The sequence below is a fragment of the Pseudomonas sp. H2_D02 genome, from assembly GCF_054677635.1.
In genome coordinates this window covers 1,127,365-1,151,890 of sequence record NZ_CP162816.1, presented here as the reverse complement: position 1 = coordinate 1,151,890, position 24,526 = coordinate 1,127,365, and the positions used below count along the sequence as shown (strand labels likewise).

19 protein-coding genes and 1 pseudogene are annotated in these 24,526 nt (G+C 63.6%); 5 read left to right on the top strand and 15 right to left on the bottom strand.

All coding sequences use genetic code 11. The features are described 5' to 3' along the window. Positions 1-152: 152 nt before the first annotated feature. Positions 153-1,907 (bottom strand): flavin monoamine oxidase family protein, encoded by a 1,755-nt coding sequence (locus tag AB4N42_RS05255; RefSeq protein WP_030137877.1) that lies wholly within the window; start codon positions 1,905-1,907, stop codon positions 153-155. Between the two features lie 248 nt (positions 1,908-2,155). Between AB4N42_RS05255 and AB4N42_RS05250 the strand changes: the two genes are divergently transcribed. Then, positions 2,156-3,562: an adenosylmethionine--8-amino-7-oxononanoate transaminase gene (locus AB4N42_RS05250; protein ID WP_030137878.1), complete on the top strand. Its 1,407-nt coding sequence runs from the start codon at positions 2,156-2,158 to the stop codon at positions 3,560-3,562. A gap of 81 nt (positions 3,563-3,643) precedes the next feature. Continuing rightward, positions 3,644-4,363 carry a 16S rRNA (uracil(1498)-N(3))-methyltransferase gene (locus tag AB4N42_RS05245; RefSeq protein ID WP_431147217.1) on the top strand — a complete coding sequence of 240 codons (720 nt, stop codon included), beginning with the start codon at positions 3,644-3,646 and terminating at the stop codon, positions 4,361-4,363. Positions 4,364-4,499: 136 nt separating this feature from the next. On the opposite strand, the gene AB4N42_RS05240 is transcribed toward AB4N42_RS05245, so the two are convergent. Then, complete coding sequence (locus tag AB4N42_RS05240) at positions 4,500-5,402, bottom strand: transporter substrate-binding domain-containing protein (RefSeq protein WP_460115938.1); 903 nt, start codon at positions 5,400-5,402, stop codon at positions 4,500-4,502. A gap of 23 nt (positions 5,403-5,425) precedes the next feature. After that, a complete protein-coding gene (locus tag AB4N42_RS05235; RefSeq protein WP_030137881.1) occupies positions 5,426-6,667 on the bottom strand; it encodes a D-amino acid dehydrogenase in 1,242 nt (413 codons plus the stop codon). A 105-nt stretch (positions 6,668-6,772) separates the two neighbouring features. On the opposite strand from AB4N42_RS05235, the gene AB4N42_RS05230 reads away from it, so the two are divergent. Further along, positions 6,773-7,696: a LysR family transcriptional regulator gene (locus AB4N42_RS05230; protein ID WP_431147213.1), complete on the top strand. Its 924-nt coding sequence runs from the start codon at positions 6,773-6,775 to the stop codon at positions 7,694-7,696. Here AB4N42_RS05230 and trhA read toward each other — a convergent pair. Further along, entirely contained in the window at positions 7,684-8,301 is a 618-nt protein-coding gene (gene trhA / locus AB4N42_RS05225) for a PAQR family membrane homeostasis protein TrhA (RefSeq protein WP_030137883.1), read from the bottom strand. The genes AB4N42_RS05230 and trhA overlap by 13 nt on opposite strands. 281 nt (positions 8,302-8,582) lie before the next feature. Between trhA and AB4N42_RS05220 the strand changes: the two genes are divergently transcribed. Continuing rightward, positions 8,583-9,497, top strand: a complete 915-nt coding sequence (locus AB4N42_RS05220) for a LysR family transcriptional regulator (RefSeq protein ID WP_460115937.1) — start codon at positions 8,583-8,585, stop codon at positions 9,495-9,497. Between the two features lie 118 nt (positions 9,498-9,615). Here the strand turns inward: AB4N42_RS05220 and madM are convergent, their stop codons facing one another. The 9 genes from madM to mdcA form a co-directional block, all read right to left on the bottom strand. After that, positions 9,616-10,380, bottom strand: a complete 765-nt coding sequence (gene madM, locus AB4N42_RS05215) for a malonate transporter subunit MadM (protein ID WP_030137885.1) — start codon at positions 10,378-10,380, stop codon at positions 9,616-9,618. A gap of 5 nt (positions 10,381-10,385) precedes the next feature. After that, positions 10,386-10,778 carry a malonate transporter subunit MadL gene (madL, locus tag AB4N42_RS05210; protein ID WP_198723988.1) on the bottom strand — a complete coding sequence of 131 codons (393 nt, stop codon included), beginning with the start codon at positions 10,776-10,778 and terminating at the stop codon, positions 10,386-10,388. A 66-nt stretch (positions 10,779-10,844) separates the two neighbouring features. Then, complete coding sequence (gene mdcH, locus AB4N42_RS05205; RefSeq protein ID WP_460115936.1) at positions 10,845-11,765, bottom strand: malonate decarboxylase subunit epsilon; 921 nt, start codon at positions 11,763-11,765, stop codon at positions 10,845-10,847. Continuing rightward, positions 11,762-12,385 carry a malonate decarboxylase holo-ACP synthase gene (locus AB4N42_RS05200; protein WP_460115935.1) on the bottom strand — a complete coding sequence of 208 codons (624 nt, stop codon included), beginning with the start codon at positions 12,383-12,385 and terminating at the stop codon, positions 11,762-11,764. Before AB4N42_RS05200 ends, mdcH begins: the two co-directional genes overlap by 4 nt. After that, positions 12,379-13,182: a biotin-independent malonate decarboxylase subunit gamma gene (gene mdcE / locus AB4N42_RS05195; protein ID WP_460115934.1), complete on the bottom strand. Its 804-nt coding sequence runs from the start codon at positions 13,180-13,182 to the stop codon at positions 12,379-12,381. Before mdcE ends, AB4N42_RS05200 begins: the two co-directional genes overlap by 7 nt. Further along, entirely contained in the window at positions 13,179-14,030 is an 852-nt protein-coding gene (locus AB4N42_RS05190) for a biotin-independent malonate decarboxylase subunit beta (RefSeq protein ID WP_460115933.1), read from the bottom strand. Before AB4N42_RS05190 ends, mdcE begins: the two co-directional genes overlap by 4 nt. Beyond that, on the bottom strand, positions 14,023-14,322 hold the full coding sequence (locus AB4N42_RS05185; protein ID WP_030137891.1) for a malonate decarboxylase subunit delta: 300 nt from the start codon (positions 14,320-14,322) through the stop codon (positions 14,023-14,025). Before AB4N42_RS05185 ends, AB4N42_RS05190 begins: the two co-directional genes overlap by 8 nt. After that, entirely contained in the window at positions 14,322-15,197 is an 876-nt protein-coding gene (locus AB4N42_RS05180; protein ID WP_030137892.1) for a triphosphoribosyl-dephospho-CoA synthase, read from the bottom strand. Before AB4N42_RS05180 ends, AB4N42_RS05185 begins: the two co-directional genes overlap by 1 nt. Then, positions 15,198-16,868 (bottom strand): malonate decarboxylase subunit alpha, encoded by a 1,671-nt coding sequence (gene mdcA / locus AB4N42_RS05175; RefSeq protein WP_198796871.1) that lies wholly within the window; start codon positions 16,866-16,868, stop codon positions 15,198-15,200. It lies immediately after the preceding gene. Positions 16,869-17,277: 409 nt separating this feature from the next. Here mdcA and AB4N42_RS05170 point away from each other — a divergent pair, with 409 nt between their 5' ends. Further along, positions 17,278-17,775, top strand: coding sequence for a hypothetical protein (locus tag AB4N42_RS05170; protein WP_198796872.1), 498 nt, complete (start codon positions 17,278-17,280; stop codon positions 17,773-17,775). A 207-nt stretch (positions 17,776-17,982) separates the two neighbouring features. On the opposite strand, the gene AB4N42_RS05165 is transcribed toward AB4N42_RS05170, so the two are convergent. Both AB4N42_RS05165 and AB4N42_RS05160 read right to left on the bottom strand, forming a co-directional pair. Beyond that, a complete protein-coding gene (locus AB4N42_RS05165; RefSeq protein WP_030137895.1) occupies positions 17,983-18,450 on the bottom strand; it encodes a chemotaxis protein CheW in 468 nt (155 codons plus the stop codon). After that, positions 18,443-24,362 (bottom strand): annotated as a pseudogene (locus AB4N42_RS05160) (Hpt domain-containing protein). Before AB4N42_RS05160 ends, AB4N42_RS05165 begins: the two are co-directional and overlap by 8 nt. Between the last annotated feature and the right edge of the window lie 164 nt (positions 24,363-24,526).

Genomic DNA, 24,526 nt, shown 5'->3' with positions numbered 1-24,526 from the left:
GGAAGGGGCTCATCGCGAATGCTGTTCATTTTGAGGGCTTCGGTAAACCCGTGGCGAGGGAGCTTGCTCCCTCGCCACGGGGCCATCGTTTCTCTTGAATGAACCTGCATAAAAAAACGCGGCCCATGGCCGCGTTTTTTTACACCTGAACGTTATTGAGCCTTGGTCTCAGTAGCCGTCGCCGGTTTGGCCACCGGCTTCTTCACCGGCTCGGCCTTTTTCGCCGGAGCCTTGGCCGGGGCTTTTTTTGCCGGTGCCTTGGCGGCCGGTTTTTTCGCTGCTGGCTTGGCCGCCGCTTTCTTGGCCGGCTCGACTTTCGCCGGGGCCGGCGCGGGTGGTTCTACCGGGGCCGGCGCTGGAGCAGGTGCAGGCGCAGGAGGCGGGGCTACCGGCTCGGGGGCCTTGACCGGCTCCGGCTTCTTGTCGTCATCCGAGCCACCGAACAGGTTGCTGAAGAAGTTGCCCTTCTTCGCCGCCACCGCGCCAGCGGCAGCCGCCGCGGCCGGGGCGACCTTCGGTGGTTCGAAGGATTTGCCTGCAGCCAGGTCTTCAACCTGGCTGGCGGCACGTTGACCGCTGCGCAGCGCGCCTTCCAGCGTGCCTGGGTACATGGCGTCGGTGTGTTCACCGGCAAAGGCTACGCGCTGCAAGGGCTTTTCCCACAGGCGCCAGTATTTGCTGATCTGGCCCGGACCAAACGCCAGGTACGCGCCGCCCATGGACGGGTCGGTGCTGTAGCGACGAATTTCATAACCGGTGAACGCACCACGGGCCTGCGGATAAAACGCGTGCAGGCGGATCAGCACCTGGTCGACCATCTGCTTGTCGCCGAAGGCCTGCATCACCCGGGCGTTGTCGCCGGACAGGTTGATGACTACGTTGGCCCCGCCCTTCATGGCCGGCTCGATCCACATCATGCCCAGGCCGGTGTTGCTATAGATCTCGCCCGACATGCGCGCCTTGCTGTCCCAGACCGGGGTCTTGAACTTGAGCATGATCTGGTCGCGCCAGCCGTAGTTGGTGCCTTTGATCGCGCCTTGGTGCTGGGCGTCCAGGGCCGGGGTCAATTGGATCTTGTTCAACGCCCGCAGCGGCACCGCGAGTACGACGTAGTCAGCCTGGTAGCCGACGCTGCCAACCTTGACGGTGACGCCGTCCTTGTCCTGGGAAATGGCCGAGACCGGGGATCCGGTCTTGATGGTTTTCAGCTGCTTGACGAATGCCTGGGCCAACACCGGGCTGCCACCGAGCAGGCGCGAGGCGCGCAGGTCACGGTCGGACACGCCGCGATAGACGCGGTTCTGCTGGGCGAAATACAGCAGAGAGAGGCGCGACGGTTCGTCATAGCGGGTACGAATTTCCTGGTTGACCAATTGCCGCGCGGTGGCGGGCAGTTGCAGGCGGTCGAGCCAGTTGGACACGGTGATCTGGTCGAGCGCATGCAACGTGCTGGTGGCCGCCGGGTTCAGCGGATCGTCGATGGAGCGCGCCAACTCATCCAGGGTGGTCTCGTAGCGCTTGAGCGCTTCGGCGGTGGCGGGCTGCTTGGTCGCCAGGTCGGCGGCGGTGAAATAAGTACCGTCGATCAGGTAACTCGGGGTACGCACGAATTCCGGGGCCGGGGTGGTGCTCAGCTTGAACGTCGAAACGTATTTATTCAGCACTGGCTGAGTCTTTTCGTTGCCGATCCACTCACTGGTGGCCATGCCCGAACGGCCGCCCAGGCTCGGCTTGGCTTCCAGCAGGGTCACGGCCCAGCCCTTGTTCTGCAGCTCATAGGCCGCCGTCAGTCCGGCCAGCCCACCGCCGATGACGATGGCCGTCGGTTGCTTGTCCTTGGCCAGCGCCGAAACGCTGAACAGCCCTATCATCACCAGCGCACAGGCGCGCAGCCAACCAGCAGACATTCAGCGAACTCCGGAATAAAGCGTAAGAATTTTCGATTTTTTCGAGCCAGTCGGCTCTCGGTCTTTCGAGCCAGTCGGCTCAGGAACGGCGAAGAATACGTCAGCCATCAAAACGCCGCCAGCGACGTCTATCGCCTGGCTCAAAGTAGCGACAACGACACAATGGGTTGTCCGCCGGGCCGCCATTGCATAGGCTTGCGCGATTGTTTTGCCCGCGCCCGCCGCGAGCCGCCTCGAGGAGACTGTACATGGGCCTGAATAACCAGTGGATGCAACGCGATCTCGCGGTACTGTGGCACCCCTGCACCCAGATGAAAGATCACGAACAGCTGCCGCTGATCCCTATCAAGCGCGGCGAAGGCGTGTGGCTGGAAGACTTCGAAGGCAAGCGCTACCTCGACGCGGTGAGTTCGTGGTGGGTCAACGTATTCGGCCACGCCAACCCGCGCATCAACCAACGCATCAAGGATCAGGTCGATCAGTTGGAGCATGTGATCCTCGCCGGCTTCAGCCACCAGCCGGTGATCGAGCTGTCCGAGCGCCTGGTGAAGATGACGCCCGAAGGCCTGACCCGGTGCTTCTACGCCGATAACGGCTCGTCGTGCATCGAAGTGGCGATGAAGATGAGCTTTCACTACTGGATCAATCGCGACCAGCCCGCCAAGAAACGCTTCGTCACCCTGAGCAACAGCTACCACGGTGAAACCATCGCCGCGATGTCAGTGGGCGACGTGCCGTTGTTCACCGAGACCTACAAGGCGCTGCTGCTGGACACGATCAAAGTGCCGAGCCCCGACTGTTATCACCGCCCCGAGGGCATGGGCTGGGAAGAGCATTCACGCAACATGTTCCAGGCCATGGAGCAGACCCTCGCCGAACACCACGACAGCGTCGCCGCCGTGATTGTCGAGCCGCTGATCCAGGGCGCCGGCGGCATGCGCATGTATCACCCGGTGTACCTGAAGCTGCTGCGCGAGGCCTGCGATCGCTATGGCGTGCACCTGATCCACGACGAAATCGCCGTCGGCTTCGGCCGCACCGGGACGATGTTTGCCTGTGAACAGGCCGGTATCACACCGGATTTCCTTTGCCTGTCCAAGGCCTTGACCGGCGGCTACCTGCCGCTGGCGGCGTGCATGACCACCGATGACGTCTACAGCGCGTTCTACGATGACTACCCGACCCTGCGCGCCTTCCTCCATTCCCACAGCTACACCGGCAACCCGCTGGCCTGCGCCGCTGCCCTGGCGACGTTGGATATTTTCGAAGAAGACAACGTCATCGAAACCAACAAGGCGCTGGCCCAACGCATGGCGAGCGCCACCGCGCACCTGGCCGATCACCCGAACGTTGCGGAGGTGCGCCAGACCGGCATGGTGCTGGCCATCGAGATGGTCAAGGACAAGGCCAGCAAAACCGCTTATCCGTGGCAGGAGCGCCGTGGCCTGGCGGTGTTCCAGCATGCCCTGGAGCGCGGCGCGTTGCTGCGGCCGCTGGGCAGCGTGGTGTATTTCCTGCCGCCGTATGTCATCACGCCGGAGCAGATTGATTTCCTGGCTGAAGTGGCCAGTGAAGGCATCGACATCGCCACCCGGGACAAGGTCAGCGTGGCAGTGCCGAAGGACTTCCATCCGGGCTATCGCGATCCGGGCTGACGCTGCGATGAACGGTTGGAACACTGTTGTGGCGAGGGGATAAATCCCCTCGCCACAGGTTTAACTATTTAGAGATTCGAAATGAGACTGTCCCGCTTCTTCATCGACACCCCCCTGAGCCACGGCGATCACGAATTGCCCGAAGCCCAGGCCCACTACATCGGTCGGGTGCTGCGTATGGCCGAGGGCGATGCGGTGCAGGTATTCGACGGCTCCGGCCAGGAATTCCGTGGCACCTTGGCCGAGGTCGGCAAGAAACGCGTGCGCGTGCAACTCGACGAGCAGTTTGCCGGACAGCCTGAATCGCCCCTGCGCATCCACCTCGGCCAGGGTCTGTCCCGGGGCGAACGCATGGACTGGGCGATCCAGAAGGCCACTGAACTGGGGGTCAGCGAGATCACGCCGATCTTCACCGAGCGCTGCGAAGTACGTCTCAAGGACGAGCGCGCCGACAAGCGCCTGCTGCATTGGCGCCAGGTGGCGATCAGCGCCTGCGAGCAATGTGGGCGCTCCACCGTGCCGGTGATCCATCCGCCACTGTTGCTGGCCGACTGGTTGAAGCAGGCCGAGGCCGAATTGAAGCTGGTGCTGCACCCGGTGGCCGATCCACTGGTCAGCCATGCCAAGCCTTCGACCCTGGCGTTCCTGATCGGTCCCGAGGGCGGGTTGTCGGATGCCGAAGTCGAGCAGGCCAAGACCGCCGGCTACCACGCCGCCCGCCTCGGCCCCCGCGTGCTGCGTACCGAAACCGCGCCGGTGGTGGCGTTGGCGGTGGCGCAGCAGTTGTGGGGGGATTTCTGAGCCTCGGCGACCACTGAAGATCAACTGTGGGAGCGAGCTTGCTCGCGATTGCGGTGAATCAATCGACACTTGCACAGGCTGACCCACCGCTATCGCGAGCAAGCTCGCTCCCACAGGAATCATCGGTGCAGCGCGATCACTGCACCGGCTCACTCGTCGGCTTGGCAATGATCGCCTTTAACTCGCTGGTCATCGGGAATTCCAGGTTCAAGCCCTTGGGCGGGATCGGCTTCTGGAACCAGCGATCGTAGATCGCGTTGATTTCCCCTGACTTGTACAGGTCCGCCAGGGTCGCGTTGACCAGCGCCAGGAATTGCGGATCGTCCTTGCGCACCATGCAGCTGTAGATTTCCCGCGACTGCTCTTCCCCGACCACGACCCATTTGTGTGGATCGCGCGCCTTGGCCCTTTCACCGTAAAGCAGCGCGTCGTCCATGTAGAACGCCGCCGCCCGCCCGGTCTCGAGCATCTGGAAGGCTTCGCCGTGGTCCTTGGCGCTGATCACGAACATATCGACCTTGTTGTCCTGGTTGTAGCTTTTCAGGAACCGCTCATTGGTCGTGCCGGCGGTGGTCACCACGTTCTTGCCACGCAGGTCGGCGAAGCTGTGGATGCCGCTGTCCTTGGCGGTCAGCAACTGACCCTTCACGTAAATGAAACCGTAGGAAAACGCCACTTGCTTCTGCCGCTCGGCGGTCACGCCGGTGGAACCGCACTCCAGGTCCACGGTGCCGTTCTGCACCAGCGGGATGCGTGTCTGGGACGTGACGAGGTTGTACTTCACGTTCAGTTGCGGCAACGCCAGTTGCTGCTGGATGCGCGCGACAATCTTGCTTGCCAGCTCCACCGAATAGCCCATCGGCTTGCCGCTGTTGTCCGCGACGTAGGAAAACGGCACCGAGGCGTCGCGATAGCCCAGGGTGATGCTCTTGCTGCTGGCGACCTTGTCCAGGGTGCCGGCCGGCGGCGCTTCATTGGCGAATGCCGGGGCACTCAGCAGCAGGCTCAGGGTACAGCCGATCAACGTGATTTTTTGCATTGTTATTCTCCGTTGCGGGTGGGTCAGGCGGCGCGGGGCGTGAGGCCTCGCATGTCGATGGAAGGTGTACGTTGGCGGATCAGCTCACTGAGCAAGCGGCCGCTGCCGCACGCCAGGGTAAAGCCCAAGGCGCCATGGCCCAGGTTGAGCCACAGGTTGCGGTAGCCGGTGGCGCCAATCAGTGGCACGCCGCTGGGCGTGGCCGGACGCATGCCCGCCCACTCGATGGCGCGTTCGTAATTCCCGGCCAGCGGCAAGGTGTCTATCGCCTGGCGCCGGATAAGGGCCAGGCGCCTGGGGTCCGGTGCCGGGTCGAAACCGACAATGTCGACCATCGCCGCCACCCTCAATTGTTCACCGATGCGAGCGTAGACCACCTTGCGGTCATAGTCGGTGATGCTCAGCTCCGGCGCCCGGTGCCGCGCCTCGATCGGTACCGTCAGGCTGTAGCCCTTGAGGGGATACAGCGGCAATCGCAGCCCGGGTAATGCGAGCGCTGCGCTGCGATGACCCGCGGCGATCACCAAGGCGTCTACGTCCAGGCGATGTCTGCCCAGGTCGATTGCCTGCACCGTGCCATTGGCATGATGGAGAGCGGTCACCGCACGCCCTAGCAAAAACTCGCAGCGCCCCGAAGCCCGGAGCCGCGCCGCCAATTGCAGGCAGAACGCATGGCAATCGGCGGCCTCCTCGTCCGGCGTATAGATCCCGCCCACGAACGGCACGTCAGCCAGTGCCGGCTCCAGGCTCGCGCACTCCTCGGGGCCCAGTACTTGTTGATGATCAAGGTCAGACAGGCGCCGGCGGGCGTGCTCGAAATGGCCGGCATTTCGAAACGTCACCAACTTGCCGTTGCGCCGCCAGTCGAAGCCGTCGAGGCGATCCTCTTCGCGCCAAGTCTGCAATGTCGCCTGGCTCAGCAACGCCAGGCGCAACAGGTGCTCACCGTTGCGGCGGTTGACCGAGGTCCGGCACGCCCCGATGAATGCCGCCATCCAGCGCCATTGGCCCGGGTCGAGGCGCGGGCGCAACTTCAGCGGCGAATCCGCGCGCAACATCCAGCCCAGGGCTTGCCACGGCACCCCGGCATCCGCCAGCGGCGTGACGTAGCGATAGGACAACTGCCCGCCATTGGCGAAGCTGGTTTCGCTGCCCAACGCGTCCCGAGCTTCGACAAGCGTGACGTCGACGCCTTCGCGAACCAGTGCATAGGCCGTCGCCAGCCCGATCACGCCGCCACCGATGATGCAAACCCGCTGAGCCATGTCCGTCTCGCACCTGTTTCGAATGGCCCAAGGTTAGGATCGGATGACAGCGTTCGAACAATGAATAAAGATGGGCTTCCTATAAACAAAGGTTATGGGCTCGCCATGCGCCTTCGTCATATCGAGATTTTCCAGGCCATCCGCCAGACCGGCTCCATCAGCGGCGCCGCGCAGTTGTTGCATGTCTCCCAGCCGGCGGTGACCAAGGTGTTGCAGCATGCCGAGCAGCAGTTGGGCTTTGCGCTGTTCCTGCGGGTGCGCGGCAAGTTGCAGGCCACGCCCGAAGCGCTGGAGCTGGAGCGCGAAGTAGACAAGGTCAGCGAAAGCCTGCAAGGCGTGCGGCGCCTGGCCCAGAGCCTGCGCCGCGAGCCGGGGCACAGCCTGCGGATCGGCGCCACGCCGGCCTTGGCGCTGTCATTGCTGCCGACGGCGGTTCATCAATGGACCCAACGTTACCCGGACATCGTCTGCGAGTTATCCAGCGCCCACAGCCGCGAACTGACGCAGAACCTGCTGATGCGCGAAATCGACGTCGCCCTGACCCTGCAACCGCCCGATCACCCCGGCCTCAAGGCCCAGCCCCTGGCCAGCGGGGTGTTGGTTGCCCTGGCCCCCAGCGGCCATTGGCCCGAGGCGGCGATCGGCACGCCCATGCCGTTGCAGGCCCTGGCCGGCGCGCCGTTGATCGGCCTGTCCAGCACCGACCCGTTGTCAGCCAGGCTGGACGGCTACCTCAAGTCGGTGGAACCACCGCCACGCGTCAGCATTTCCGTACAGACCTATTCACTGGCCCGGGCCATGGTCGAATCCGGCGCCGGGCTGGCGGTGATCGACCCGTTCACGGCTTTAGGCGCTTCGCGCTCCCGCACGGCCATCCGGCCCTTGTCGCCGCCGCTGCCCATTTCCCTCTACGCGGTGACCCGGGCCAACGAGGCCCCGGCCCATACGATGGGCGCCTTGCTGGAGATCTTCGCCAGCCAGGCCCAGGCACAACTGGATCGTCTGTTTGCAGGTGCTCAAAGCACGTAGAACAGGATCGCGACGAAATGCAGCAGGCTGCCAGCGATGACAAACAGGTGCCAGATGCCATGGGCATGGCGCAGGCGCTGGTCGAGGGCGAAAAAAATGATGCCCACCGTGTAAAGCACGCCGCCCGAAGCCAGCCAGGCGAACCCGGCGCTGCCCAGCGCCGCCAGCAACGGCTTGACCGCCACCAGGACGATCCAGCCCATCACCGCATAAATGACGATCGACAGGATCCGTGCTTCGGAGCGTGGCTTGATTTCCTGGAGGATGCCGATCACGGCCAGCCCCCAGACGATCCCGAACAAGGTCCAGCCCCACGGCCCGCGCAGCGTCACCAGGCAGAACGGCGTGTAGCTGCCGGCGATCAGCAGATAGATCGAAAAATGATCGACCTTTTGCATGATCGCTTTCTTGCGCCCACGCACGCTGTGGTACACCGTCGAGGCGCTGTACAGCACCAGCAAGGTGAACCCGTAGATCGCCACGCTGACGATCTTCCACGGATCGCCCGCCATCCCGGCAATCACCAGCAACCACACCGCGCCAATAAACGCCGCGACCGCCCCCACCAGGTGCGTCCAGGCGTTGAGTCGTTCCCCGTGATACATCCAATCCCACTCCATATTCCGAAACTGGCGCCAAGGCTCAGGCTTGGCGGGGCAAAGTGCAATGGTTTGTACCCGTGCTAGACACAAACCCGTGGTGAGGGAGCTTGCTCCCGCTTGACCGGGCTGGCGCTCCAGTGCGCAGCGCTCACAAGATTCTTGGGGCGGCTTCGCCACCCAGCGGGAGCAAGCTCCCTCGCCACAAAAGCTTCCCAGCCACATAAATCGCGTCGCCAGGAAGACATGGGGCACAATCAGCCCATACGAATAAGAGTCCGCCCCCCATGCTGATCGACGAAGAATTGACCCTGAAGAAACTCGAGGTGTTCCTGGCCTTCATGCGCACCGGTAGCCTCGCGCGGGCGGCGGCCGAGTTGCAGACCAGCAACGTCAGCGTGCACCGGGCCATTCATTCGCTGGAGAGCGCCTTGCGTTGCCCATTGTTCAAGCACGAGGGCCGCAACCTCACCCCCTTGGAAAGCGCCTATGTGCTGGAAGAGCGGGCGCAGAAACTGATCCAGGACGTGATCGAAAGCGTGCGCCTGACCCGCGAGGCGGCTGGTTTTTCCGCCGAGCGCTTCAAGCTTGGCTCGCTGTATTCGCTGACGGTCAAGACCGTGCCGCAGCTGATCATGGGCCTGAAGATCCGCCGCAGCGAACTCAATATCGACCTGATCATGGGTTCCAACATCGACCTCCTGTACAAGCTCAAGAACATGGAAGTCGATGCGATCCTGGTGTCGCTGGACGACAGCGTCAACGACCCGGACTGCGAACAGATCCAGCTGTTTTCCGATGACATCTTCCTTGCCACGCCGGCCAACTCACCCTTCGCCCAGCGCAGCGAAGTCGACCTGGCCGAGGTGCGCGACGAAACCTTCATCACCCTGACCCAGGGCTTCGCCACGCACCAGGACGGCAATCGGGTGTTCAAGCAGGCGGGGTTCGAGCCGAAGGTGGCGATGCAGGTCAACGATATCTTTACCCTGCTGAGCATGGTCAGTTCCGGGGTGGGCTATGCCCTGCTGCCGGGCAGGATCGCGGCGGTCTACGAAAACCGGGTGAAACTGATCCCGTTGCAGGAAAAGTACCGGTTGCAGCAGCACATCGGTGTGGTGTTCCTCAAGGCCAAGGAACGCGACCCGAACCTGCTGGCGCTATTGGCGGAGTGCCGGATGTATGCCAATCGCCAGGCTTGAGACCGAGTCGCGCCCTTCGCGAGCAAGCCCGCTCCCACAGGGGATTTGTGAACCCAATCCAATGTGGGAGCGAGCCTGCTCGCGAAGGCGCCAGCGCGGTTAGCGAAGAGCCTAAGCCCTACCCCATCAACCCCCGCATGATCAAAAACAACAACGAAGGCCCCAACAAGCACCCAAGCGCCGTATAGAACGCAGCCGTCAGGCAGCCATAGGGCACCAGCTTCGGATCGGTCGCCGCCAAGCCACCGGCCACGCCGCTGGAAGTGCCCATCAACCCGCCGAAGATCACCGCACTACGCGGGTTGTTGAGGCCGATGAACGGCGCCACGAACGGCGTCGCCACCATCACCAGGATCGCCTTGATCAGCCCGGCGGCAATGGACAGCGCCATCACCTCGGAGCTGGCGCCAATCGCTGCCCCGGTCACCGGCCCGACGATATAGGTCACCGCCCCGGCGCCGATGGTGGTCAGGCTCACCGAATCGGTATAACCGAAGGCCATCGCCACGCCGACACCGGCAATAAACGAAGTCCCGACCCCGACGAACAAGGCCAGCACGCCAACGAAACCGGCGCGCTTGAGTTCTTCGATACTGACGCCGAACGCCGTGGCGACGATGGCGAAGTCCCGCAGCATCGCACCACCCAGCAGACCAATCCCGGACAGCAACGGAATGTCCACCACGCCCTTCTGCCCGCCCGTCATGGCCCCGCCGATGTATGAGAGCACCAGCCCCAGCAGGATGGCGATGGCCGAACCGTGCAAGCGACCTTTGGTGAACGTATTGCTGATCCAGTAGGACACCCACATCGTGATGCCGACAATGGCGAAACCGCTGATCAGGCCGTAGCCGGTGATGACTTTCATCATGGATTCGTACATGGCGGTCACCCTACCGTTTTCACGGACACGTTGGATTGAGGGTCCTTGTTGCCGATGCGCACCAGCACCGGCACCAACGCAAAGGCAATCACTACCGCCAGGGTTCCGGCCAGGATCGCCATCGGCCCACCCTTCAATGCGCCGTAAACGTTTTGCTGCGCCGCCATCGCCACCACGATCGGGATATAGATGGCGCTCCAGAATTCCACGCCGGCTTCGGACTTGCCCTTGAACAGGCCGCGCTTGTTCAGGTAACTGCCCAGGCCGATCAACAGCAGCATCGCAATGCCGACGCCGCCGACGTTGGCCGGCACGCCAATCAATTTGCCTAGCAGCTCACCGATGAAAATACCCGCCAGGGTACAAAAGGCCAGAAACGCCACACCGTAGATAATCATTGTCGTAGTCCTCAAAATGCATCGTCGAAGTTGTTGTTTTTGTGCTTCGCCAGCTTGAGTCGGTGTCTAGGGTTGGCGGAGTCCCTCCTCATGCAGCAGCGCTTGCAGCGTGTCGAGCCGCGCGCCGTCGAACGCCATGACGGTACCTTGCTCGAACACCCGGCGCGCCAGCCCGGTCAATACCGCGCCAGGCGGCAACTCGATCTGCAGGCGCACGCCACGCTCGTAGGCGCTCTGCACGGTGCCGCGCCAATCGACGACCCGGCACATGTTGAACGCGAGATCGTCACGCAACGCATCGGCCTTGATCACCGGGCGGGCGCGGCTACCGCTGAGATAGCCCAGGGTCGGCGCCTTCAACGATACGTTGGCGAATGCCTCGGACAATGTCCGCGCCGGTGCCTCCAGCAACGGGCAATGGGACGGCACGCTGACCGCCAATCGGCAGGCCTTGCCGGCGCCTTGCCGCCGGGCCTTCTCGGCGACGAGGCCCATGGCTTCGTCGCTGCCGGCAATGACCACCTGGTTGTCGGCGTTGATATTGGCCAGGTAAACCGGCGTTGTTTCACTGTGCACCTGCGCCAGCAAGGTTTCCACGGCGGCGAGGTCCAGGCCGATCATCGCCGTCATGCCGTAGCCTTGCGGGTAGGCCTGCTGCATCAGTTCGCCACGCAAGCTGACCAATCGCAGCGCATCGGCAAAATCCAGCGCACCGGCCACGACCGCCGCCGGATACGCGCCGATGGACAGTCCCGCGACGTAATCCGGCGCGAGGGCCTGCTCCAGCAGTCGACGAGCCGCCGCCACGCCGGCGATCAGCAGGCACAGCTGCACGGCGCGCGTCGATTGCAAGGCCTCGGCACTGTCCAATCGCAAGACGTCTTCATCCAGCACATCCCCCGCCTCGTCGAGAATCAGCGGCGCCAAGCCATGGAGCATGCCCACGCGCTGCGCACCCTGGCCGGGGAAGACGAAGAGGCTGCTCACGCGACCTGCTCCAGCGGAGATTGCCAAGGGTCATTCACCAGGCGCGCCCGGGTATCATCCTTGAGCAAGACCCGCCGCGACGAACCCGCCCACTCGCGCAGGGCCACGGCACCGCAAGGCGTTTGCAACTGCATGTCCACGGCGCAGACCGAGGCATCCAGCAGCGCCAGCACTTCCTTGGCCTGGAGACGACCCAGACGCCGCGGCGTGCGCAGGATCAAATCCAGGTCGCTGCGCTCATGCAGTGCCTCGACGCCCGTGGCCAATTCGAACCCGGCGCTGCCGCCCACGCCCCAGCTCCAACCACCGGCGTCGAGCAAGGGTCGCAGCTGCGCCAGGGCTGTCAATGCCGGCAGGTCACGACGGGATTCGACATGGCAAAGGTCTTCCGGGCGCACTCGGCGCTGGATCGCAGCCATAGACATCGATGTGGCGAAGCGCTGCTCCCGGGAGCGACCGCGTATACCCACCGCGACGTGCCCTGGGGAGGACAACGCCCGACGCACCACCACCGGCTGCCCGAGGTCCAGCGACTCGACGGCCCAGCCCGGCGCATCCGCAGGCAACTGCGAGGCAGTCATCCCCCAGAGCAGGTCATGGGCCAGGAACGTGCTCACCACTGCGCCCTCAGCAATTGGCGAACGGTGCTCGAAGCGGCGCGATGGTTCGAGCCCAGGCGATTGGTCAAATCCCGAGGTGCACCTGCCAGGTCATTGATCGCTTGTTGCAGGCAATCAATCACCCGGCCCAGATCCGCCGCCGTCGGCTGCTCGATCTGTTCCACCGACAAGGTTTCCCAAAGCAGCCCCAGGCTGGCGTAGCTGTCGATGTCATAGGCCATCGGCGGCACGCTGGCGGCCAGGGCTTCGAGTTCTTCGACACTGCGCAGGGTCACGCGCGCCGCCGAGGCCTTGCCCATGGCATGAACCATCACGCCCGGGTCGCGCAGGGCGATCAACCGGTTGGCCTGGTAGCCGTGGGCGAGGAACGCACCGGACATCGCCTTGCCCACCAGCAAGCCAATCACCGGATGCCCGGCCAATCGGGCGCGGGCATAACTGTCCGCCGCGCCGGCCAGCGCCTGGTGAATCCCGAGGGCTTCTTCGCGACGGCCATAAGCCTGGCTGGGCACGTCGACGATGGCGACCAGCGCACGTTTGCGCGGCGCATTGCGGTCGTCTTCAATGGCATCGTCCACCGCCTTGGCGAGGCCCCAGCCTTCGAGCAAGCCGACTTCGCCGTTGCGTGCTCGAGGAAAACGGTTGGCGGGATCGGCCACCACGGCGAGCAGGCGCGCAGTTTGTTCGCCCAGTTGGACATCGGCGACTTTCAGCGAAGCCGGCAGGCCGGCCAACGCCTCGGCACCACCGCTCAGGGCCTCGAACCAGCGCAGGCCTCTCAATGAATACGAAGTCATGGACGTTCTCCCTGATACAGCTGGCGAACCGCTGCCGGTTCGATTTGCACGTCGGTGTCCAAGTGAGCCAAGCGCTGGAGGAACAACTCGGCCTGGCCGCTGCGGTGTTCGGCGGGCACACCCTGGCGCAACAGTTCACTGACTAGCCGGCGAATCTGCGCGACATCGTCGGCCGCGTATCGGTCCACCAATCCAGTGGCGTAACGCTGTTCGCCGCCGGTCAGGCTCCAGATGAACGGCCGGTCGCGGGAGTCGTATTCGTCGATCCCGGCTTCCTGCTCGATCACCTGCGGGCCGTTCAGCCCCAGCCGTGCTTCCTGGGTCACCAGCAAGTAACTGCACAACCCGGCTGCGATGGACATGCCGCCAAAACAGCCGACGCTGCCGGCGACCACACCCACCACTGGCTGGTACTGGCGCAGGTCGACGATTGCCGAGTGAATCTCGGCAATCGCCGCGAGCCCGAGGTTGGCTTCCTGCAACCGTACGCCGCCGGTTTCCAGCAGCAACACGGCGCGGGTCGGAATACCGTTGCGGTTGTCTTCGGCGGCCAGCTCCAATGCTCCGGCGATTTTTGCCCCGCCGACTTCACCGAGGCTGCCGCCTTGGAACGCGCCTTCGATGGCAGCCACGACAACCGGCAGACCGTCTAGGTTGCCCTTGGCGATCACTACGCCGTCGTCGCTCTGCGGCACCACGCCCTGGCGCAGCAGCCACGGCGACATGACGCGCTGGAACGGATCGAGCAGCTCACGGAACGTTCCCTCGTCGAGCAAGGCCCTGGCCCGTTGCCGGGCGCCGAGTTCGACGAAGCTGTGCTTGTTGAGCAACGCTGCGCTGTCAGTCATGGCCGATCTCCTCGAAACCTTGCTCCAGGCGCAGACGCACCACGCCGGGGGTGGCGCCGAAATCATGGATGTCGATGCTCATTGCCGGCGGCGTCTGGCCGTCGAACATGCGGGTGAACAAATGCTGCCAGCGTTGCTCGCTGCCGTTGACCGACGTCTGCACGTGAATGGTCAATTTGCCCGCCAGCCCCGGTTCGATCAGCACTTCCAGGTCGCCCGAGCCGACGCAACCCACCAGCGCCCGGCCCCGTGGCGGCTGCCCGGCGGGGAATTCAAAGGATAAGGTTTCCATCAGCAAGCTCCTGGGAAGAGGCCATCGCCGCGTTCGATACGGTCGAGAAACAGGCAGGCGGCGAGCAAGTCGGCAGCGCCGCCGGGCGAGGCGTTCAAGGCAATCAGTTGTTGGTCCAGCGCATGAAGTTGGCGACGACCGCCCAGGCTCGCACTGCCACCGGCATCGAGCACCGCTTTGGCGCCGTGCTGCATGGCCTGCAAACCGGCTTCGCCAGCGCGGTAGAGCACGCAGGTGTCGGCCAGGGTGGTCATGATTGCCAGCAAAGCATCGAGCCGGGCGTTCTGTTCGCCCGCACCCGCCGCGCGACTGCGCTTGAGTTGCGGCAGGCCCAGGCCGGTCACCGCCGGGAATGCCAGTTGCGCTTCCTCCCGGGCACCGCGCACGCCGTAGCGTTGGGCGACCTGGGCGCCATGGCTCAGGGGTTGCGGTGCATAACGGTCATTGAGCAAGGCCAGGCGTGCGGCACGTAAAGTGACGGCACTGGCAACACTGGATTCAGCTTCCAGCGCCGCCGCCGCGACCAGCAGGCCCAAGGCCCAGATCGCGCCACGGTGGGTATTCACGCCGCCCGTGGTCACCAGCATCGCGGCTTCGCCTTCCCGGCCGATCCGGCCGAGGGCTTCGCGCAGTGGCAGGCCGATTTCGCCGCAGTCGAGGGCGGCCTCGGCCATTTCCTTGAAGGCCGGCCACAATGACAACGCCGAAGCGTGCATCAGGCCCAGGTGCAAATCGGTGTGGGCACCGCTGCCGCGACGGTCCACCAGCGCCGGTTTCGGCGAGAGGTCGGCCTCGTCGATCAATGCGTCCACCGCCAGGTCGGCCAGACGTTCAGCCAGGGAGATTGGCTTGGGTTGCAGGTTTAAGGCGCGCATTTACCAGCTCCTGAACTTGGCGGGCGGGTTGTAGAGGCCACCGGACCACTCCACCAGGTCGGCCACGCTCTTGGCCGCGAGCAATTCGCGGGTGGCGTCGGTGCGGCGGATACCGAGGTCTTCGGGCAAGGCGATCAGCCCCTCGCGGCGCATGCGCGCAGTGTCTTTCGGGTCATGGCGCAAGCCGATGGCCGTCACCCCGGCCACGGCGGCGATCATTGCCTGGCGCTCTTCGAGAGAGCGGGCCTTGTACAGGTAGGCGATGCCTTCCTCGGTCAGCAGGTGGGTAACGTCGTCGCCGTAGATCATGATCGGCGCCAGCGGCATGCCGGCTTTCTTCGCCACGTCCACCGCGTCGAGGGTGTCGACGAAGGTCGGCTTGCCGCCCTCCTGGAACGTCTCGACCATCTGCACCACCAGCTTCTTGCCGCGTTCGAGCAACGGCGCTTCACCGTCACCGTGACGCATGTCGAGCCAGGCCGGCGTGCCGTGACGACGACCGCGCGGATCATGGCCCATGTTCGGCGCCCCGCCGAAGCCGGCCAAGCGGCCCCGGGTCACGGTGGAGGAATGACCGTCGCCGTCCACTTGCAGGGTGGCGCCGATGAACAGGTCCACCGCGTACTGCCCGGCCAGTTGGCAGACCATGCGGTTGGAGCGCAGCGAGCCGTCATGGCCGGTGAAGAATACGTCGGGCCGGGCGGCGATGTAGTTTTCCATGCCCAATTCGGTGCCGAAGCAATGCACACTTTCGACCCAGCCGCTTTCGATGGCCGGAATCAGCGTCGGATGCGGATTGAGCGTCCAGTTGCGGCAAATCTTGCCTTTCAGGCCGAGGGATTCGCCGTAGGTCGGCAGGATCAACTCGATGGCGGCGGTATTGAAACCAATACCGTGGTTGAGGGACTGGACGTTGTGTTTTTCGTAGATCCCGCGGATCGCCATCATCGCCATCAGCACGTGTACAGGCTTGATATGACGCGGGTCGCGGGTGAACAGCGGCTCGATGTAGAACGGCTTGTCGGCCACCACCACGAAATCCACCCAGGACGCCGGGATATCCACACGCGGCAGCTCGCTGACGTCGTCCACCAATTGGTTGACCTGGACGATGACGATGCCATCGCTGAAGGCCGCCGGCTCGATCAGCGCGGGCGTGTCCTCGGTACTCGGGCCGGTGTAGATATTGCCGGCGCGGTCGGCCATGAAACCGGCCGAGAGCACGACGTTGGGAATCAGGTCCACCACCAGCCGTGCATAGAGCTCGATGTAGGTGTGGATCGCACCGATTTCCAGCAGGCCGTCTTCCAGCAATTGGCTGATGCGCAGGCTCTGGGTACCGGCGAAGGAGAAATCGAGCTTGCGGGCGATGCCGCGTTCAAACAGGTCCAGGTGCTCGGAACGACCGACACTGGGCATGATCATGTGCAGATCGTGCAGCTTTGACGGATCGGCCTTGGCGAGGGAGCGGGAAAGGAAATCCGCCTGCTTCTGGTTATTGCCCTCCAACACCACGCGGTCGCCGGGCAGGATCAAGGCCTCCAGCGCCGCAACGATTTTATCGGTGGGCAACACCACGCCATCGGCAAGGCCCTTGACCAACGCCAGGCGCCGCTGCTTTTCGCTGCGCCGCCGCGTCCATCGCGAGTCGGGGGATATTGTTGTTGTCATGACCACTCCACGGGTTCGCTGTCGTGGAGGTCACATTAGGAGTGTTGTGGCGAGGGCATCAATCAAGCTCGACGGCGGATCGTTACGGTGGGAGTAACGAATTCCTGAGCGGGTACAAATTCTTGTGGAAGCGAGCTTACTCGCGATGACGATGGGTCAAGCATGCTGACTGTTCTGCCACCATCACGAGCAGGCTCGCACCACAGGAGTCCATGTGATTACAGCGAATTAGCGAAGCAGCCTCAAACCAACGCCTTTCATAAACAGCCGCTGGTCGAATTGAGGCTTCAAACTGTCAGTCCTGACAGTAGCCAACCTGCCAGTTACAGCGCCGAATAGGCTGCGCCGCGATCTTTAATGTCCGGTTTCTTCGGCAAGGTCAAAAAAGCGCTGACTGGAGAGAAACACCATGAACGACAACGAATACGGGCACGACTTTGAAGATGGAAAACGCAACGGCTGGGAAAATGATATTGGCTCCCTGGATGGGACGCTCAAGTCGGAACAAGACCCAGGCGGCAAGAAGAATACCTTCTGGTCCGGCAAGCTGGAATACAGACCCCCATCAACGTTTCAGCCATCTCTCGCCAAGATGTTTACCTTTCCAGAACCAAAGCAAGACAAAGGTTTTCTTCTCACATCCTTCAGATACCGCGTTCACCCACCGGAGGCGGGGGAAGCAGAAACGATCAGAGTCATAGTTACTGCAAACGTATCGCTGGGCTTTTCCGCTTTTTGGATATATCCGAGCACGCCAACCGGTACGTGGCTCCCGAGTGATCTAATTGCGGTTTCCTACTCTGGTACCGGGGCCCATGTCGTGATCGGTACGGATTTCGGGGAGTCTGGTGTGTCCCGTAAGCTGGACATCGATGACATCAAGGTCGAGCGGGTTCCCGATAAATAGACAATCACGAAAGGTCGCCTGGCTTTGCAGGTTTTTACCCAGGGGGACCCGTTCCCTCGTCGCGGTTTTTGGTAACCCGATATATCAAGTTGAATAATTACCTTGTGGGAGCGGGCTTGCTCGCGAAGGCGGTATATCAGTCAACATTGACGTGTCTGACACTCCGCTTTCGCGAGCAAGCCCGCTCCCACAGTTACAGTGTCAGGTCTATTTTCTTACCAGCCCCGCAGCAACCACCAACTCTTCCATCGCCAGTAAATCCGGCACCTTCGCCACATGTTCCCCGACCTGCACCGCCGCCTGCTCCAGCCCGCACAGCGGCACGTCGACGTAGCTCAACTGGCTGTCGAGCTTGCAGGAACGTGGAATACCTTGGACCAGCAAAGCGATGAAGCGCAGTTCCGGGCGCCCGCCCAGGGCGTTGAGCACGACGATGCGGGCGCGCTCGCCGATGACGGTTTTCTGGCCGCAGGCCGACTCGAAGCTCAGCAACGGGATTTGTCGCTCGCGCCAGCTTACCCAGCCCAGGAACCACGGTGGCGTGTCCATATCGAAGGCGCTGCGCTGGTAGTCGATCAGCTCGGCCACCGCCACGTTGGGCAAGATCAGATGACGATCGGCCAATGGCAGCAACAGCCCGGTGAGGTGGCTGGTACGAGGGTGAAAGTCATGCATGGGTCTTGCTCCAGTAGGCGATGCTGTCGAGCAGCACCGATTCCTGGTACGGCTTGCCCAGGTAGTCATTGACGCCGATGGCCATGGCGCGGTCGCGGTGTTTCTGGCCGGTGCGGGAGGTGATCATGATGATCGGCAGGTGCGCCAGGCGCGGGTCGTTGCGCACCTGCGTGGCGACTTCGAAGCCGTCCATGCGCGGCATCTCGATGTCGAGCAGCATCAGGTCCGGCGAGTGTTCGGCCAACAGGGCCATGGCGTCCACGCCATCCTTGGCGGTGAGGACGTGCATGCCATGGCGCTCCAGCAGCCGGCTGGTGACCTTGCGCACCGTCACGGAGTCGTCCACCACCAGCACCAGCAGCGGCCGTTGCGGTTCGCCATCGCCTTCAGTCGGCACTTCGCGACGCGGTACCTGGTGGGGCAAGGCGCGGATCGGTGCCAACAGGTCGAGAATCAGCACCACTCGCCCATCCCCCAGGATCGTCGCCCCGGACAGGCCCCGCACCGCCGAAAATTGCGGGCCAAGGCTCTTGACCACGATCTCCCGGGTGCCGGTGGTGGCGTCGACCTGAACCGCGACATGCCGTTCGTTGCACTGCACCAGCAACACCGGCAAGGGTTGGCTCTGGCCCAGCAGTTTCGGGCGGGCGCCGGTTTTCAGCAGCTCACCCAGGTAACACAGCTCGTAGCGCTGCCCGGCGTAGGTGTAAGTCGGCGGATCGAGCTGGTAATAGCCATCCAGTTCGGCGGGCAACACCCGGACGATGCTCTCGATGGTGTTCAGCGGAATGGCGTATTGGTCTTCGTGGCACTGCACCATCAGCGCGCGGTTGACCGCCACGGTGAACGGCAGGCGGATGCGAAAATGCACACCCTGCCCAGGCGTGGAGTCGATGGACATGGTGCCACCCAGTTGCCGCACCTCTTCGTGGACCACGTCCATGCCGACACCACGTCCGGAAATCTGGGTGATCTTTTCCGCCGTGGAAAAGCCCGGCTGGAGGATGAATTGCAGCACGTCACGGTCGCTGATGTCGCTGTCGGGCGCCAGCAGGCCCCGTTTGATTGCCTTGCGCCGCACCGCGTCCAACGGCACCCCGGCGCCATCGTCACGGATGTCGAAAATGATGTCGCCGCCCTCTCGCGACAAATCGAGACTGATGCGCCCACGGGCCGGCTTGCCGGCGGCGATGCGCACGTCAGCCGGCTCCAGGCCATGGTCGACGGCGTTGCGCAGCATGTGTTCCAGAGGCGCGGCCATGCGTTCAAGCACGTTGCGGTCCATCTCGCCCTCGGCATTATCGACCACGAACTCGACGTCCTTGCCCAGCTCCTGCGCGACTTGCCGGACGATGCGCTTGAGGCGCGGCAACATACGCTCGAACGGCACCATGCGCGTACGCACCAGGCCTTCCTGCAGCTCGGTGTTGATGCGCCCTTGCTGTTGCAGCAGGTTTTCCGCGTCGTGATTGCTGCGGTCGAGGGTTTCCTTGAGGTCGAGCAAATCCGAGGCCGACTCGAACAATGCCCGGGACAATTGCTGCAGTTGCGAATGGCGATCCATTTCCAGCGGATCGAACTCTTCGTAGCCCAGGCGCTCGGCATCCACTTGTTGACGACTGAGGATCCGTCCCTGGGTTTCGGTGTCCAGGCGCCGCAACTGATCGCGCATGCGCTCGATGGTGGTTTCCATCTCGCCCAGCGCCACGCGCGCGTCGTTGACCTGCTGTTCGATGCGCCCTCGGAAAATCGAGGTCTCGCCGGCCAGGTTCACCAGGTCGTCGAGCAATTCGGCGGACACCTTGACCATGTCAGCGCCGTCGCTCGGCGTAGCGGGTTCGGCTCGCGCAGGCAGCGTTGGCGATGGGGCGATTGGCGGCGCGGCAGCGTCTTCTGACGCCTCGCTCACCTGCGGATGGTTGACCGCCTGGATCCGCGCAATCAGCCGGTCACCGGGCGGGCACGGCTGGCCGGCGCGAACGGCGTCGAGCATTTGTGCCAGACGGTCATGGCCGCCCTGCACCAGCGTAAACAGCGCTGGGTTCGGTTGCAGCAGTCCTGTCGACAAGCCTTCATAGAGGTTTTCCAGCTCATGGGCGAGGTCGCCGATGGGCGCGATTTCGACCATTCGCGCGCCGCCCTTGAGGGTGTGCAAGTCGCGCAACAGGGTTTCCACGGCCTGGCGGTTCGCCGGATCCTCCTGCCAGCGCAGCAACGCCGCGCCGGAACTGTCGAGGATGTCGAAGCCCTCTTCGAGGAATATTTCCAGGAGTTCGGGGTCATGGCCCGCGGCGTCACCTTGATGGGACGGCGGCAGCTCGATGGTATTCGGCTTGTCCTGGCGGAACCGGTGCAGGGCATCGATCAGCGCAACGGGGTCACCCAGCGGTTGTCCTTGCTGCAACTGCCCCAGCAGCAGGTCGAGACGCTCGTGACTGTTGTTGAGCAACTGCGCCAGCGCCTCGCTGTAGCTGTAGCGGCGGTCCACCAACCCCTCATAGAGATTTTCCAGTTCCTGGGCCAGATCACTCACCGGCCGGATATCGGCCATGCGCGCGCCGCCCTTGAGGGTATGCAAGTCTCGCTGCAGCGATGACAGTGGCGCGCCGTTGTCCGGGTCCGCCAGCCAGCGCTGCAAGGCTTGGGCGGCGCTTTCAAGGATGTCCTGCGCTTCTTCGAGGAAGATCGACGCGATGTCATCGTCCATGGACGTATCGGCGCTCGCGCCGTGTTCCATTTCGGCCGTCGCCTGGCCCAGCTCGCGAATGCTCAGGGTGCGACTGCCGTCGCTGCGAATCAGCCCCGTGGCGGCCGGGTCGAGACTTTCCTGGAGCAGCGTGCGAAGAGCCTGCACCCGCTCGGGTTGCGAATGCACTTCCTGCCCGGCCGCCAGTTCGTCGAGCATGTCGATCAACGCTTCATGGGCGCGTTGCGCTTCCTGGAAGAATGCGTCGCTGACCGCCAGACTGCTCTCTTCGACCGCGCCGTAAAGGTCGAGCAAGGCTTCGCAAAGTTCATCCACCGGGTGCAGGTCGGCCAGGTGCGCGCCTTCGCCCAGGGTGGTCAACTCGTCGAGCAACGCGCTGAGCTCCTGGCCTTCGCCAGGATGTTGTTGCCAGCGCTGCAGCAGGTTTTCAGCATCCAGCAGGATGTCCATGCCCTGGGCGAGGAAGTTGTTGATCAACTGCGGATCACGCTTGGTCCGCGCGCCTTGGTCCGGTGTGCCGAGGACCGCTTGCAAGCGCTCGGTCATCAGTGCCTGGGCGCGCTGGATCAGGTCGGCGGCACCACAGATCGGCACCAGCGGCTCGCTGTGCAGTTGACGCAGCCCTCGTCGCAACAGCCCTTCGCCTTCGAGCAGCAGCTCCACCTCATCCAGGTCCAGGGCAATCAAGTGCGCCTTGTATTCCCGGGCCAGTTCGTCCAGCGCCCCGGCGAGCTCGGCAATGGGCAGCACGCCAGCCATGGAAGCGCTGCCCTTGAGCGTGTGCAGGGCACGTTGCAGTTCGTCGTTGGCCTGCAGCGGAAGGTGTTCGGCGGCCTGGTCGAGGAAGCGATTGAGCGCAGCGAGGTGCCCCTGGGCTTCGTTGTCGAATATCTTCAGCAACAGCGGGTCAAGCGCCGCCACGTCCTGTTCATCGTCCTCTTCGGCATCGCCGCCCTTGGCGAGCGCGTGGGCGCGAGCAGCCAGGCGGTCGACATCATCACGCTGGCGCTGGTGATGAGCCGCAAACTCAGCGACCAGCCCCGGCAGCAATTGCACCGTCTCAACAACCAGCTGCAGGACCGAAGCGCCCGGCTCGACACTGCGTTCCAGCACGCGGTTGAGCAGGTTTTCCACCGCCCAGGCCAATTCTCCCAACACCAGCGCCCGGACCATCCGGCCGCTGCCCTTGAGGGTATGGAAAGCCCGCCGCAGTTCTGTCAGGGCGCCGTGGTCGTCGGGGTCGGCCGTCCAGCGCGGCAAGTATTCATGCAGGACATCCAGTACCTCGTCGGTCTCCTCGAGGAACACCTCGCGCAGTTCATCGTCCACCGGGCTTTCATCCATGGGGGGCGGCAGCAGGCTACCCGGCATGTTCCTCGCCGGCGGGTTGACCGCCGAGACCGGGTTGGCCAGCACTTCGGCCAATGACTGCACGGTCTGCGGATCGTCCAGTTCCTGCAAATCCTGCATGACCTGGGCTTCGTTGGGGCTCAGCACGTCATCGAGCAACGGGACGCGAGCTTCGTCAGGGAAATAACCGAGGACGCCCAGGCTGCGCTCGACGCCGTCCAACAGGCTCTCGGCGGGCTTCAGCGGGTCTTCGCCCAAGCGCTCCAGATAATATTCCAGCCCGCTGATCACATCGGCCAAATGATCGAGCTCCTCCCACCCTGGCTGGGCATGTTCAAGCAGCAGGTGCTCGCGGATAAATTCGTTGCACGCCTCCACCAGCCTGGCGGCACGGCTCAACGGGATCATCGCCAGCGCACCGCGCACCTGGGTCAGCAGCGCGGGCATTTCCGTGAGCTGCTCGCTGTTCCAGTCGGCGTCGATGTAGTCGACGATCATGTCCTTGGCCTGTTGCAGGCAGGTGTGGGCTTCCTTGATGACGATCTGGTGGATCTGGGTCAGGTCGATCGTCGGCAGGTGGTTGTCTTCGCGACTTTCAGGTTCGACGGTACCGACCATGCCGGCCAGCGTCGCCTCGACGTAGAGCAAGGCGGCCGGCGACGTCCATCAGCGTCGCATCGTCAGGCTCGCGCTGGCCCTGGGCGAGGCTCAGCACCACGGCCAACTGATCGATGATGACTTTGCGCGGCTGGCCAAACCCCAGCACCGCCAACGTGTCAGCGATTTGCCGCAAGGGCGCCAGCAGGCTGTCCAGTTCCGAGGCATGCTGGCGATCGCTGCGCACGAACAGGTCCAGGCGCTCCTTGACCCGCACCAACTCCTCGCACAATGCGGCAAGGACCGAGCGCATGGCATCGCGGTCGGGCCCGGCCAGGCGCGCGCGTTCTTCGTCGACCATGGCGCTGTCGGGCAGCGCATCGTCCAGTGAGTAGCGTTCTTTCATGATCTGCATCTGCCCGCTGGGATGTTCGGCCTTGGCAATATAGAACAACAGACTCTTGAGCAGGTGTGGCGGGGCCGGCTGATTGATGCCGGATATGCCTTGCTCCAGCAAGCGCTTGAGTTCCTTGTCGGCGTCCTTGAACAGGCTGCGCAGCGCCGGACTGTTGGCGATACGCCCGTCGCGCATGCCTTCGACCAGCGCCGAGGCGACTTGCCACAACGCATTGAGCGGCGCTCCGGCGCACAGGGCTTCGAGACGGTGGAAGACCTTGGCCAGGTAACCGAGATGCGTGACGTCGTCCTGCTCACGCAGCAATCCCGCCAGCGCGACTTGCAGGCTCTGGCGCAACTTGCGCAGGATATTCGGCAGGTCGGCCGGTTCGAGCCGCTTCAAGGCGTCATCGTCGAGCGGCGCGATGTCTGGCAGTTCCGGGCTGAACAGGCGGGTTTCGGACAACAGGCCTTCACCCCGGGCACTGCGCAAGTCGTTGATCAACGGCAGTACCACCAACGGCAGGTCGCGGCGGGCGCCGTGGACGCGCTCAAGGTAAGTCGGCAGTTGGCCAAGCGCCTGGCGCAACAGGCTGATGGCCTCGTCGCGGTGGGCGATACGGTTGTCCTGCAGGGCGATGCACAGTTGTTCCATTTCCTCGGCGAGCAACGCCGCGCCATAGAACTCGACCATCTGCAGGCCGCCATGGACCTGATGGATGCAGGCCAGGCACTGGCCGAGGGCATCCACTGCCTGCGGATCGTCCACCAGGCGGTTGAGGGCCAGGTGGGCCTGCTTCAGCGTTTCGGCAATCTCGCCCTTGACCCATTCCAGGGCCACATAGTCGTGCCGATCACCCATAACCACTCCAAATCAACAGTCGTATGCCGCAGGATTACATCAGCCTTTGTGGCGAGGGAGCTTGCTCCCGCTTCGGGCGCAGCGGCCCCAAGAACTTTGTGAGCGCTGCGCACTCAAGCGGGAGCAAGCTCCCTCGCCACAAAGCCTCCTCGCCACATGCCCTT